General features: G+C 34.4%; 12 protein-coding genes. 6 read left to right on the forward strand and 6 right to left on the reverse strand.

Annotated elements, in window-relative coordinates; all coding sequences use genetic code 11:
• The first annotated feature begins 86 nt into the window (after window positions 1-86).
• Both OO013_RS10090 and OO013_RS10095 read left to right on the forward strand, forming a co-directional pair.
• The gene (locus tag OO013_RS10090; protein WP_266056682.1) at window positions 87-1157 is read left to right on the forward strand and encodes a PAS domain-containing sensor histidine kinase; all 1071 of its coding nucleotides are present in this window, start codon (window positions 87-89) and stop codon (window positions 1155-1157) included.
• Window positions 1154-1852: a uracil-DNA glycosylase family protein gene (locus OO013_RS10095; RefSeq protein WP_266056683.1), complete on the forward strand. Its 699-nt coding sequence runs from the start codon at window positions 1154-1156 to the stop codon at window positions 1850-1852. Before OO013_RS10090 ends, OO013_RS10095 begins: the two co-directional genes overlap by 4 nt.
• On the opposite strand, the gene OO013_RS10100 is transcribed toward OO013_RS10095, so the two are convergent.
• Window positions 1823-3820 carry an IGHMBP2 family helicase gene (locus OO013_RS10100; protein ID WP_266056684.1) on the reverse strand — a complete coding sequence of 666 codons (1998 nt, stop codon included), beginning with the start codon at window positions 3818-3820 and terminating at the stop codon, window positions 1823-1825. The two genes, OO013_RS10095 and OO013_RS10100, sit on opposite strands and share 30 nt — an antisense overlap.
• Before the next feature lie 99 nt (window positions 3821-3919).
• Window positions 3920-4522 (reverse strand): FMN-binding negative transcriptional regulator, encoded by a 603-nt coding sequence (locus OO013_RS10105; RefSeq protein WP_266056685.1) that lies wholly within the window; start codon window positions 4520-4522, stop codon window positions 3920-3922.
• A 106-nt stretch (window positions 4523-4628) separates the two neighbouring features.
• Here OO013_RS10105 and OO013_RS10110 point away from each other — a divergent pair, with 106 nt between their 5' ends.
• Window positions 4629-6242, forward strand: coding sequence for an ABC-F family ATP-binding cassette domain-containing protein (locus tag OO013_RS10110; protein ID WP_266056686.1), 1614 nt, complete (start codon window positions 4629-4631; stop codon window positions 6240-6242).
• 55 nt (window positions 6243-6297) lie between these two features.
• On the opposite strand, the gene OO013_RS10115 is transcribed toward OO013_RS10110, so the two are convergent.
• On the reverse strand, window positions 6298-6768 hold the full coding sequence (locus OO013_RS10115) for a DUF6495 family protein (protein ID WP_266056687.1): 471 nt from the start codon (window positions 6766-6768) through the stop codon (window positions 6298-6300).
• The gene (locus OO013_RS10120; RefSeq protein WP_266056688.1) at window positions 6765-8072 is read right to left on the reverse strand and encodes a DEAD/DEAH box helicase; all 1308 of its coding nucleotides are present in this window, start codon (window positions 8070-8072) and stop codon (window positions 6765-6767) included. Before OO013_RS10120 ends, OO013_RS10115 begins: the two co-directional genes overlap by 4 nt.
• A 164-nt stretch (window positions 8073-8236) precedes the next feature.
• Between OO013_RS10120 and OO013_RS10125 the strand changes: the two genes are divergently transcribed.
• Window positions 8237-8857 carry a DUF6992 family protein gene (locus tag OO013_RS10125; protein ID WP_266056689.1) on the forward strand — a complete coding sequence of 207 codons (621 nt, stop codon included), beginning with the start codon at window positions 8237-8239 and terminating at the stop codon, window positions 8855-8857.
• Window positions 8858-9313, forward strand: coding sequence for a DUF4174 domain-containing protein (locus OO013_RS10130; RefSeq protein ID WP_266056690.1), 456 nt, complete (start codon window positions 8858-8860; stop codon window positions 9311-9313).
• Here the strand turns inward: OO013_RS10130 and OO013_RS10135 are convergent, their stop codons facing one another.
• Together OO013_RS10135 and OO013_RS10140 are read right to left on the reverse strand one after the other, a co-directional pair.
• A complete protein-coding gene (locus OO013_RS10135; RefSeq protein WP_266056691.1) occupies window positions 9314-10882 on the reverse strand; it encodes an ABC transporter permease/substrate-binding protein in 1569 nt (522 codons plus the stop codon).
• On the reverse strand, window positions 10882-11778 hold the full coding sequence (locus OO013_RS10140) for an ATP-binding cassette domain-containing protein (RefSeq protein ID WP_266056692.1): 897 nt from the start codon (window positions 11776-11778) through the stop codon (window positions 10882-10884). Before OO013_RS10140 ends, OO013_RS10135 begins: the two co-directional genes overlap by 1 nt.
• Before the next feature lie 130 nt (window positions 11779-11908).
• On the opposite strand from OO013_RS10140, the gene OO013_RS10145 reads away from it, so the two are divergent.
• Entirely contained in the window at window positions 11909-12853 is a 945-nt protein-coding gene (locus tag OO013_RS10145; protein ID WP_266056693.1) for a sterol desaturase family protein, read from the forward strand.
• The last annotated feature ends 240 nt before the right edge of the window (window positions 12854-13093 follow it).

A 13093-nucleotide genomic window follows, 5' to 3' on the forward strand; every position in this document is an offset into this window, starting at 1 on the left:
CGATGTCAATTATCAGGTCTCACAACAAATACAGAAAAAGGTCGGTCAATAATCACAAAACTTTGTTTTATTTCAATCCCAGTCCAATGTGGATTTATTCTATTAAAACCCTTCAATTTCTTGATGTAAATGAAGCAGCATTATCTAAATATAGATATACGCGAAAAGAATTTCTCAACTTGAGTCTTTTGGATATTATCAAAGAAGCAGATAAAAGTGGTGCATACAGAAATTATTTTGGTCTGAATCAGCCAAATCAAAATGATAAGAAAACCTGGACTCACTATAGTTCAGATAAGGATGAATTAATTGTTGAAAAAAGATCCTATAAAGTTAAATTCAAAAATAAAGATGCGATTCTGGAAATAATCATAGATGTGACTTCCCGTTTAGAAGCAAATAAAAAACTGACTGCCTCTATTAATGAATTGAATGACTTTGTTTATCGGGCATCGCACGATATCAGGGGACCTCTGGCGCGAATTATAGGACTTTCTAATATAATGAAGAAGGATGAAGGTAAAGCAAAGAAATTTTCAGAGCTAATTGAAAATACTGCTACAGTTCTCGACCATAATTTAAAGAGGCTGCTTAGTCTTAATAATATTAAAAATATAGACCCTATGCCTTCAAAAATAGATGTACGAGACCTGATTAAGACGATTTGCAGTGTTGAAAGAATTCAACATCAAGGTACAGGAATTAATTTGATCTATGATTTTCAACGAAACCTTGTTGTCTATACTGATGAACAGCTTTTAAGAATCATACTTGAGAATATTATAGAAAATGCATTTAAATATTCTAAAAATAACGAAGACTCATTTATCCTGATCACTGCCTACAAAAAGGATCATGACTATTATATTCATGTTTATGACAACGGAATTGGAATTGAAGAAAAAATCAGATCTAAAATATTTGATTACTATTTCAGGGGAACCTCAAAATCGGAAGGCCCCGGTATCGGTTTGTCAATATCCAAACAGGCAGCAAAAAAAATAAATGCATCTATCTTTTACGATAAAATTAAGCTTTCTAATGATATAGTTACTGAATTTAAAATCAAAATACCTCCATTATCTTTATCAAATCCTGACCAAATGCCTAATTTTAAAATCATTAATACTTTACCGGCATATTATTATTACTCATGAATAATAAACTACTTTTTGAATATCATAAAGAACTCAAGGAAAAGTTTCCTTCAAGCAAAATAGATTCATCTATTAATGTTCTTGATCCTTATGAAGACGATAAAACAATAGAAAATATAGAAGTCTTCTTTGATAAATATTATGAGGATAATGAGCACCGTACGATTATTCTAGGTATTAATCCTGGAAGATTTGGTGCTGGAGTGACTGGTATTCCATTCACCGACCCTATCTATATGGATACTGAATTAGGTATTCCTAATAATTATAATAAAAGACATGAGCTTTCATCTCAATATATCTATCAAATGATTAATGATTACGGTGGACCTCAAAAATACTACGGAGATGTTGTCGTTAGTGCTGTTTCTCCTCTTGGATTTGAAAAAGAGGGAAAAAATTTAAATTATTACGATGATAAAAATCTTAAAAATGCCATTTATGATTATTCAGTATATCAGTTAAAAAAACTAATTAATATAGTCGGGCCCCAAAAATCAATTATTAGTCTTGGTGGAGGGAAAAACCAAAAATACCTGGAAGATCTTAATAAAAAGGAAAAAATAGCTGATGAAATAGTTGCTCTTCCTCATCCCAGGTACATAATGCAATACAAAAGAAGGTACCTAAAAGACTATATTTCAAACTATATCAATACTATCAGTTCAGTCGTTGACCAAAACCGATCTATCTGATTGCCGGATCTGCTTCATCAAAGCTGAATAATATTTATTATCCTTAAGAGTATTTTCATTACCAATAATGATCAGCTTTTTCTTTGCTCGCGTCAGAGCAACATTTAACCGTCTGTAATCAGTTAAAAATCCTATTTTCCCTTTATTATTTGATCTAACCAGCGATAAAATGATTATTTCTTTCTCCCTTCCCTGAAATCCATCAATGGATTTTATTTCTATACCCTCAATATCGATCATCTTTTTCATCAGAGTTACCTGCCCTTCATAAGGGCTTATAATTCCAATATCTTCAGGAAATACCCTGGAAAACAATAAAGCCTCAATAACTTGTTTCACTTTTTCAGCTTCCTCCATATTAAAATATGAATAAGCTCCCTCTTTCTTATCTTCTTTACCTTCTACATTAATGAAGCTTATTGGCTTATTGGAACTCAATATTTTGAATTTTTCAGGGTCATATTGTTCATCAGGTGGCATAAATCCATTCAGATCATTAAGAGTCTTGTTCTTAGCTTGCTCAGCGGCTACCAATTGACCTCCGTAAAATGATCTATTAGAGAACTTCATAATTTCAGAATTCATTCTGTATTGCACTTCCAGCATTACACTCCATTCTTTATATCCTGAGATCCAGCGTTCGAACAAAGACAAATAAAGATCTTCTGCTTCTTTACAAATTACAGTGGGTGGTAACTGCTTATGATCTCCTGCCATAATCCACTTCTTTGCCTTTGTCATAGCGATTAATGAGGAAGGTTCAACAGATTGGGTACACTCATCAATTACAGAAATATCAAAACTAAATGGCTCTAGTACCTCGCTTCCGGCTGCACTATTGGTTGAAAGCACTACATCAGACTGTCCAATGAGTTGCTTTACAGCTTCATCTTCAGCTTTTTTAGCTTCTTCTACAAGTTTGTTTACTTTCTCCTGTAGCTTTAACCAATTTGCCATTCTATGAATCTTCTGAATAGGAATTCCTCTGGTAGATGCTTTTTTCTTCGATAGTTTAAGAATTTCCTGATCAGACAATCCTCTTTTATTTTGTCCGTTAGGAACAGTAAATTTATCCTGGTCCTGTTTTAATTCATGTATAGTATTCCACATAGCAGTGGCAGACTGAAATCCTTCTGTATTCTGTATTTTATAATCCAGGCATACAGGAATGAGTTCCTGATGTATTCTTGCCGGATTACCAATTCGCAGAACTTTCAATCCCGATTTCATTAGTTTCTCAACCATATTATCAACGGCAGTATTAGAGTCTGCTGTTGCTAATACTTTTTTACCAGCCTGCACATGCTGATAAATTATTTCTGTTAAAGTAGTTGTTTTACCCGTTCCAGGAGGGCCGTGTAATAAAAATAAATCCTTACTCTGGAGACACTTCTCAATTGCAAATTTTTGCTTACTATTTAATTGAGAATTTGAATAGGTCAATACTTCCTGTTGCTTTTCATTTTCTTCCCGTGGCTCTCTGTGGAAAAGTAAAAGATCGGACAAGATCTGATGCGGTTTTAGTTTTCCCACAGCCTCCTGCATCCTTTTAAAAGTAACATCATTAGCAAAAAGATCTACTCTGACACCCCTGCCATAAACATAATGCGGCGGTAGGGTCTGGTAGGCAACAGTAATCGTTCCCTTAGTTAGCTCATGAACAACCGCATGTTCTTCTCTACCAGAGGGGTTTCCGCTACTTAATATAACAAGATCACCTACACTGATCTGTGTATCAGGCAACTTTCCCCTTCCACCTAATCGAACCAGATAAGTGCCACCCAGACCTGCCCCGGCATCTTTACCGCGAAGATCCAGCAAGGCCCGACCTTTTCTCTGACGCTCCGGCCCGGACAAAACCCTGATCTCATTAAGCTGAGCCATCATTTCTTCTTCCCGCTCAAGATCGATCAGTCTTTTAAAATACTTTTGATATCGCTTTATGCTCTTAATCTCTTCCAAATCCATTGTTATTTATCCTTAATCTCACCTACAAAAAAAGGTGAATAAGTATACTGAATATCAATTAATTATATTAAGTTAACTAAATAAATGATATAGAATTTATCAAGGTATGATCTCTTTAAGATCAGTAACAAAATTTTTCATTCTTGTATCTTCCATCATTACTTGATTTACAGCTTCCTGGTCTTCAGGTGATTTGTCCTGTGAAAGCTTAAATCTGTTTTTAATCCTTGTAATTGTAATTTTAAACCCCTGAATAAAAGGTAATAACCTGTCAATCCTCGGGTCATTGTAATCTAGTTTCCAGTCCCTGGTATCCAATTCATCAGCCATTCTAACTAATAAATTCCTACATTCCTCATCTGAAATAAATTCTGCTCTACCCGCTATTTCAACGTACGCATAATTCCATGTGGGTAACTGATTTTCACTTACATAATTCAATGGGGAAATATATGTATCAGGTCCTTTAAAAAGAATTTTAACCTCTCCTCCCTTTAGTGCACTGGTTTGTGGATTATTATTGTCTATATGTCCTAATAATACCATTCTATCCGAAATTTGGTCTACCAATAAAGGCATCAGGGTTACGTCAGGTAATGAATCAGTATTTGAAGTGATAACAGTAGCGAGTGGAAATAACCGCATCACTTTCAATGACATGGCCATTGAGGATTCACTATAATGTTTGGGAGGATATTTCATTTATATATCGATTAATTATTACAGGATGTACTGCCGAACCGTTTGAATTTTATACCTTTGCAGCTTTAAAATTATCAAATGCCTTAGGGCTAACAAATAATTACGAATGATTTCAGCAAATAACTTATCCTTACAGTTTGGTAAACGCATTCTTTTCGATGATGTTAACATCAAATTCGTTAATGGAAACTGCTATGGTGTAATAGGTGCTAACGGAGCAGGAAAATCTACCTTTTTAAAGATTCTTTCCGGTGAAATATCACCTACAGCAGGGCAAGTTGCCATGGAGCCCGGAAAAAGAATGGCCGTTCTTAAGCAGAACCATTTTGAGTTTGACGAAGAAACTGTAATGAACACTGTGTTGATGGGACACCAAAAATTATGGTCTATCATGCAGGAAAAAGATGCCATTTATGCAAAAGAAGATTTTTCTGAAGAAGATGGTATAAAAGCTTCTGAACTTGAAGCTGAATTTGCAGAAATGGATGGTTGGAACGCAGAACCAGAAGCAGCTGCATTATTAAGTGGACTCGGTATTCATGAAGATCATCATTATTCATTGATGAAAGATCTGCCTGGTACTCTTAAGGTTCGTGTTTTATTAGCCCAAGCTTTATTTGGCGATCCTGATGTGCTTATTCTGGATGAGCCTACCAACGACCTTGACCTTAATACAATATCATGGTTAGAAGATTTTCTCCTTGATTTTAAAAATACAGTCATAGTAGTTTCCCACGACAGGCATTTCCTGGATACTGTATGTACCCATATTGTCGATATCGATTATAAAGAAATTAATCTTTTTACAGGAAACTATACTTTCTGGTATGAATCTTCTCAGCTGGCTGCACAACAAAGAAGTTCTGCAAATAAAAAAGCTGAAGAAAAGAAGAAAGAACTTCAGGAATTTATTGCCAGATTCTCTGCAAATGCAGCAAAATCAAAGCAAGCTACCAGTAGAAGAAAATTATTAGATAAGATCAACCTCGATGAGATTAAACCTTCAAGCAGAAGGTACCCTGCTATCATTTTTTCTCAAAACAGGGAAGCGGGAGATCAAATTCTTGAAATAAACAACCTGACTAAAAAAAGAGAAGGAAGGCTACTATTTGATAATATAAACCTGAATGTAAATAAAGGTGATAAAATAGCTGTACTTGCTAAAGATAGTTTAACAACAACATCATTTTTCCAGATACTGGCTGGTGAAATAGAGCCTGATGCCGGGAATTATAAATTTGGTCAAACTATCACTCCTGCATATTTACCAAATGAAAATAAAGATTATTTTACTGGTAATGATAATCTTATTGACTGGTTGAGAGAATATTCCGAAAACAAGGAAGAAGTTTACGTTAGAGGATTTCTCGGAAAAATGCTCTTTAGTGGTGAGGAAGTACTTAAAGAAGTAAATGTATTATCCGGTGGTGAAAAAGTCCGTTGTATGCTATCCAAAATGATGCTTACAGGTGGTAATGTTCTTTTGCTAGATGAGCCAACCAATCACCTTGACCTTGAATCGATCACTGCATTGAACAATGCATTAATTGACTTCCCGGGTACTATTTTATTTACGTCTCATGACCATGCCTTTACTCAATCAGTAGCTACCAGAATTATTGAGATCGGACCAAATGGAATGCTGGACAAATTAATGACATATGATGATTATATAGAAGATTCTAAGATCTCTGAACAGAGAGAAGCATTACATCAATAAAAAAAATATCATCTGAAAATGAAAAAGCCGGGTTATTAAATCCGGCTTTTTTGGGTCAGTTAGGTAATAACTGTAATAATGTTTTAAAATAGTTTCCTTCATCCGGAACACATCCTTTCTCGATCAACTGAAAAATTTCTTCTTCCCTGCTCTTTTCGTAATTTTTTGTAGAGGTAAATACCTTCAGTTTTTTAATATCTTCTTTACTAAGATCTGAAAGAGGCATTTCAGTAAAGTTGATCTTATCACTTTCAGTATTCAGAGAAACTAATACCATATTCGATGCTGAAAATCTGAATGCTGTGATGCTTTGAGGATCAAATTTCACAGCAAAATGTATCTTTCGCATCCATTGCTCATACATCACTTCACTGAACCAGGCTATGATTTCATCTGCTTTATCAGGTTCCTCTTCCTTGATCTTTTTCCAATCTTCTGCTGTAATAGTTTGGACTGATAAAAACTCTATAAACTCATCTTTTAATTTTTCCAGTTCAGTTTTTGTCAGTACTCTGTATTTTTTCATTCTCCGCTTTTCTTATGCTGCTGTTTATTTCTTCCTTTATTATGCGACTTATGTCCTGAGTTTTTGTTTCCCTGGTATCCTTTATGTTTATAATTTCCTTTCCCTTTATTGTTGTTTGACTTCTTAAAGTTTTTCCTTTTATTCTTGCGGAAAGGCTGAGGATTGTATGCGGGACCTTCACCAAGTTCCGCTGGTAATTCTCCCTTTGGAACTACTGTCTCAATCATTCTCTCGATCTTATAAAATTTTCGCTGATCATCCTCATTGATAAATGTTACCGCTTTACCTGTTCGGGACGCTCTGGCAGTTCTTCCCACTCTATGTACATAATCTTCCGGATCCGATGGTGAATCGTAATTGACAACAAGATCAATTCCCTCAACATCAATTCCTCTGGCTAAAATATCTGTACCGATCAACACTCTTACCTGCTTATTTTTAAAATCCCTCATTAGAGATTCCCTTTCAGGTTGTTCAAGATCTGAATGAAATGCCCGTACATCATATTTTTTCCTGATCATCTCTTTCTCCAGATCCTTCACGATTTCCTTTCTTGAAGCAAAGATGATTATACTTTCATAATTACCTTCATCAAGAAGATTCATTAAAAGTGGGGTCTTTTGCTTATTGTATACAGAATAAGCTACCTGATCAACTCCGGCTGCTGGTTTAGAAATTGAGATATTTACCTCTGCCGGATTATGAAGAATTTTATTGGCCAGTTCTCTGATCTTTCTAGGCATGGTAGCACTAAAAAGAAGTGTTTGCCTCTTTTTAGGGATAAATGATATGATTCTGATAATATCATCATAAAATCCCATATCTAGCATTCTGTCAGCCTCATCGAGAATTAAATGCTCCAGACCTGAAAAATCAAAATCAACAGTATTCAATTGAGAAAGAAGTCTGCCGGGTGTAGCAACTATTATATCGACACCTTGCTTCATTGCATGCTTCTGTCTCGTCCAGGTAGCACCATCTCCTCCTCCATAAATTGGAATACTTGAGGTGTTGACGAAATACCCAAATCCTTGTAACTGTTGATCTATTTGCTGAACTAGCTCCCTCGTTGGTGCAAGAATCAAAGTATTTATTTTATTGGAATTACTTTCAGCTATCCTGTTTAAAACCGGTAGTAAATATGCAGCTGTTTTACCTGTACCTGTTTGGGCACATCCGATAAGGTCCCTGCCTTCAAGTACTTTAGGAATAGCCTGTTCTTGTATAGGGGTTGCTTCTTCAAAACCCATGGACATCAATCCGTCCAGCAGGCTTTCATTTAATTTAAGTTCTTGAAATTTCAAATGTTAATTATTTATTAGTGTAAATCTATAACCTAAAATATTTATCTGATTTACCAAAAAGTTGTTAAGCTAATATCAAACTATTGATGCTCAGTCTACAAATTTAAACGGATTAAATTTAAATTGTATCATCTGTCACCAATATTAATCTTATTACATTGTATATGAAACTTAAAATAAATCTATTTTTCTTCCTCTCCTTCTTATTTTTCGCCACCTATTCTCAAAATAGTTCAGACGACATAAACCTCCCTGATTTGGCTACCTACAATAAAGAGAGAAATAACATTACTAAAACCGGAATGATTATTCTAAGTTCATGGGCAATCTCTAATGTTGCTGTCAATGGGGGTATTCTGCTTGGCTCTGATTCCTTTTCAAAGGAAAATAAATATTTTATGCAGATGAATATTTATTGGAATACTGTAAATTTAGTAATAGGAGGCTTAGGACTTTACTCAGCAATAAATGGAGATCAAAACCTGAGCCTGGCAAATTCAATTAACGAACAATCCAGTATAGAAAAAATATTATTACTTAATACAGGCCTCGATGTGGCCTATATAGCTGGAGGTTTTTGGCTAATGGAAAAAAGTAAACGCTCTACTGAAAACCCCGAAAGATGGAAAGGCTATGGAAAATCGTTAATACTTCAGGGTGGTTTTCTATTGAGTTTTGACCTGGTCCTATACTTTATACATAATAGCCATGGTGAACAGCTAAATAATATTGTTGAAATGATTAGCCTTAATGAAAATGGGGTTGGATTTAAATTAAAGTTTTAGATGAAACAATATTTTGTTCTTTATTATATAGTAATCGTAATTGCTTTGACATCTATGAGTACATTTAATAATCTGAATAAGATATTAGAAGATGCTGCATGGCAAAAGAGAGTTTTAATCATTTCTTCAAGCAGTGATAAGCATTCACTGATCAGAGAGCAATATACCAAATGGAAAAAAGATCTACCTGGGTTGATTGACCGAGACCTTATAATTATCGCTCCTGAAGAAGCAAAATGGATGATAATTTCAAATCAGGCTGATATTGAAACACATTTTGTGCCCAACAAAAAGCTAATTCATAAATTCGAACTAGACAGTAGTAAACTGAACATTATTTTAATAGGAAAGGATACCGGGGTAAAAGATATTACTCATCAAATAAGAGAAAGCAAATACTGGTTTGACAAAATAGATCAAATGCCTATGAGAAAAACTGAAATGAAAAAAAATTGATTATTTTGATCTTTCCGCTAAATCTGATATTGACCCCAATTTGTACTTATCCGCGAATTCATCTCTTACCATTAAAGCAAAAGTATTATTCAAACCTAGTTCATTGAGCCATTTGAGATCAAATCTCTCAAGTGACTTTTCAGAGACATAATCAAAAACTTTTTCACGATCATATCCTAAAGAATCGATCACGTGATCTTCAGGCTGGAGCATCAACAATAAAGCAGTTCCTGTGTACTCCGGATAAATATCCAATTCATCATTTTTCATTGCTTCGATTATCAATTTCGTACCACCGAATCCCAATAACTTTTCCACTTCTAAAGTTGACTGATGATCTATTATCAATGCGAATATATTTGCCAGTATATAATTCTCAGTAAAGGCCTTAGAACCTACTTTAATCACGCCTCTACCTACATATTTATTTTTTGAATGAATATTCAATAAATTCTTTTTTTCTAGAAAATTCCTGGCAACATCAAGTGGGGTTTTCTTTTCAATGTCTACCTGATAATTTAAAGCAGTCATAGTACTGTCATCAATGTGAAGTTGACTAAGAATAGTTTTAATAAACGGATATTTTTGATGGATCTCATTTCTTATCACAGGAGCTGCATAGTAAGGCGGAAAATAAGACCTGTCATCTTTTAGAGATGATAAACCATATTCAAGTATGCGGCCATCGGTTGAAAACCCACTTATTATATCGACCTCTTTTTCATTTAATGCCTTATACATTAAACCGATTTCCATTTCGATATAATCAATTTCAAAATTGTATTTTTCGAACAGTCCTTTTAAACCATCTTCTCTCTCAATAAATTCAGAAGGAAACCCACCAAGGAATTCTGTTCTTTTACCATCAAGCTGTAAATACCAAATAAGAGAGAACAAAGTGATTAAAATAACCACTATCCAACCGGATATTTTAGTAAGAGTACGGATCTTAAGATCTGCCAGTTTCCCTAAAGAAAAATCAAATATCAAGGCTAATAAAGAAGCAGGAATGGCTCCCGCCAGTATCATGTAACTATTATTTAATTGTATCCCTTTAAATATGAACTCGCCAAGTCCGCCTGCTCCTATCAAAGCACTCAATGTGGCAACACCAACGTTTATAACTGATGCGGTCCTGATACCCGCAAAAATCACAGGAAGAGCGATAGGGATCTTAATCTGAAAGAGAATTTGATTTTCAGTCATTCCCATACCGCTGCCCGCTTCGATAATTGCAGGATCGACATTAGTTATTCCGGTATACGTATTTCTCACAATGGGAAGTAAAGCATAGAGAAACAATGCTGTTATTGCAGGTATCTTACCAATTCCCAGTAAGGGTATCATAAATCCTAATAATGCAAGACTAGGAATAGTTTGTATTACATTAACCATCGAAATTACTGACGAGGCATATTTTTCCTTTTGAGAAATAAATATTCCAGCCATAATTCCAAGAAAGCAAGCTATGAGCAAACTGATAATAGTCAAATAAAGATGTTCATAAGTCTGAGACCAGATCTCAAGCCACTGATTTTTAACAAATTCAAAAAACTTACCTATATCCATCAATTATTATAATTTGCCTTATATTCTTCGGTTGCTTTAAGTAATTGTTCTCTATGTAATCCTTTATTCATGCATTCTCTTACGCTTAACTCCTCTCCAAGATCAGAAATTACCTCTTGAGAAATATAGGGTTTAAGATCACTCAATATAATTGCCTCTAATTCGAGCTCAAATCGATTTGAATTAAAAAAACTTCTGACAAAATCATTCGATGGATTGAATAATAAGTCTTTAGCACTTCCCTTTTGTTGCAATTTCCCCTTATGTAACAAGATGATTAAATCTGATACTTTAATTGCCTCCATAATATTATGAGTCACAATTACTGCAGTGAACTTTAATTCATCTTGAATTGCAAGAAAATCTCTCAATACAGAATCTGCCGTGATTGGATCCAATGCACCAAAAGGCTCATCCATAAGTATTAAATTAGCCTGACTAATCAGAGCTCTGGCTATTCCTACTCGCTGTTGTTCACCACCGCTTAACTGGGCAGGCATTTTATCTAAATAAGAATTTTCAAGCTTAATAAGCTTCAATAATTGGGTAAGCCTTTCACGTGCTATTTTTTCATCCATTCCCACAAGTTTAGGAATGGTTAAAATATTTTCTTCCACTGTTTTATGAGGAAAGAGTCCACCTTTTTGAATTACATAGCCAATTTTCCGTCGATGAGAAACAGGATCTATATTTTTAATCGATGTGCCATTAATATAGATATCTCCACTATCAAGAGTAATAAGCTTGTTTATAAGGCGAAGCCCTGTAGTTTTACCGCTTCCACTCGTACCTAAAAATACAATTTTCTGGCTTTTATCAGCTTTGAATGATAAATTGCTGATGGCTTGAGTTTTATCAAAGGACTTACTTACATTTTCAAAGTGGATAGAAACCATATGTAATTGGACTTTTTGACTAATTTAGCTTAGCTGTAAATTATTATGCATGCTGACTTTATTTCAAAAACATTAATTATTATTTTTAAGACTTAAGCTGAACTAATTTAATACAAACAAAACACATTTTATGCAGGAAGAGAAATTGACCTATGAAATGGTCCAAAATATGGGCTTACCGAATATCATTGCTTACGCAGCTCCGGTAATGATAACCTTGGTCATAATTGAGTGGGTAATTAGTTATTATCAGAATAAAGATAAATACGACGGAAAGGATACCATTGCAGCAACTGCTGTAGGGTTAGTAAATGTGGCGTTAGGAGCATCAATAAAAATAGTTACATTCGGATTAGCTATATTTTTCTATAATTTAGTTCCTTGGAATGTACCTCCAACATGGTGGTCATTTATATTATGTATCGTCTGGATTGACTTCTGGAGATATGTATCACATAGAATTGGTCACGAAAGCAGATTTTGGTGGGCTACTCATGTTACACACCATAGTTCAAAAAAATATAACCTGTCTGTATCCTTCCGATTAGGCTGGACACAATACCTTAAAGTTATCTTTTTTATTCCTGTATTTTTAGTTGGGTTTAATCCGGTAGTTTTCTTTATCTGTCATCAGATTGAAGTATTATACCAGTTCTGGATTCATAGTGCTTATATTAATAAACTACCAAGGCCGATTGAATACATTTTCACTACCCCATCACATCACCGAGTACACCATGCAACGAATCCTCAGTATATTGACAAAAACTACGGATCAACGTTAATTATTTGGGACAGAATGTTTGGAACTTTTGAACCTGAAGTAGAAAAGCCTGTATATGGAATTACAAAAGAACTTGAAAAGCCATATAACCCTGTTTATCTGTGCTTTCATGAATGGATGGATATAATCCGCGATATTAGAAAAGCCAAGTCTATAAAGCAAGCCTGGACGCTTACCTTTAGTTCTCCAACAAGGATTAGTGAACTTCAGGAAGAAGGTAAACTTCCTTCATTTGAATCTGAAAGACAGAACGATCAGAGTAAAAAAGTAAATAAGAAAGCTGCTGCATAAAATATTATATTTCCTGATTACTGCAGGTATCTAAAGAACTGAAGTAATTAGAAACTAAATGTTTTAACCGAAGGGGATTTCATTCTTCTTCGGTTTTTTTTATCCTGTAAGAATGCACCCCATTAATTTGTTACTGATTCTTTATAAAATCCTCCTTACTATAGTTTTCTTAAATAGAATTAGAGACCTAGGTTACTCATTCAATAATCATAAAGATCCTTCTTGTTGTCATTACTATAA

The sequence above is a fragment of the Mangrovivirga halotolerans genome, assembly GCF_026241165.1.
Taxonomy (GTDB): Bacteria; Bacteroidota; Bacteroidia; order Cytophagales; family Cyclobacteriaceae; genus Mangrovivirga; species Mangrovivirga halotolerans.

What these genes read in the sequence shown, in the direction of transcription:
- OO013_RS10090 (WP_266056682.1), top strand. Translation starts at nt 87, where the DNA reads ATGTGGATTTATTCTATTAAAACCCTTCAATTTCTTGATGTAAATGAA.
- OO013_RS10135 (WP_266056691.1), bottom strand. Translation starts at nt 10,882, where the DNA reads ATGGATATAGGTAAGTTTTTTGAATTTGTTAAAAATCAGTGGCTTGAG.
- OO013_RS10115 (WP_266056687.1), bottom strand. Translation starts at nt 6,768, where the DNA reads ATGAAAAAATACAGAGTACTGACAAAAACTGAACTGGAAAAATTAAAA.
- OO013_RS10095 (WP_266056683.1), top strand. Translation starts at nt 1,154, where the DNA reads ATGAATAATAAACTACTTTTTGAATATCATAAAGAACTCAAGGAAAAG.
- OO013_RS10125 (WP_266056689.1), top strand. Translation starts at nt 8,237, where the DNA reads ATGAAACTTAAAATAAATCTATTTTTCTTCCTCTCCTTCTTATTTTTC.
- OO013_RS10105 (WP_266056685.1), bottom strand. Translation starts at nt 4,522, where the DNA reads ATGAAATATCCTCCCAAACATTATAGTGAATCCTCAATGGCCATGTCA.
- OO013_RS10130 (WP_266056690.1), top strand. Translation starts at nt 8,858, where the DNA reads ATGAAACAATATTTTGTTCTTTATTATATAGTAATCGTAATTGCTTTG.
- OO013_RS10145 (WP_266056693.1), top strand. Translation starts at nt 11,909, where the DNA reads ATGCAGGAAGAGAAATTGACCTATGAAATGGTCCAAAATATGGGCTTA.
- OO013_RS10110 (WP_266056686.1), top strand. Translation starts at nt 4,629, where the DNA reads ATGATTTCAGCAAATAACTTATCCTTACAGTTTGGTAAACGCATTCTT.
- OO013_RS10140 (WP_266056692.1), bottom strand. Translation starts at nt 11,778, where the DNA reads ATGGTTTCTATCCACTTTGAAAATGTAAGTAAGTCCTTTGATAAAACT.
- OO013_RS10100 (WP_266056684.1), bottom strand. Translation starts at nt 3,820, where the DNA reads ATGGATTTGGAAGAGATTAAGAGCATAAAGCGATATCAAAAGTATTTT.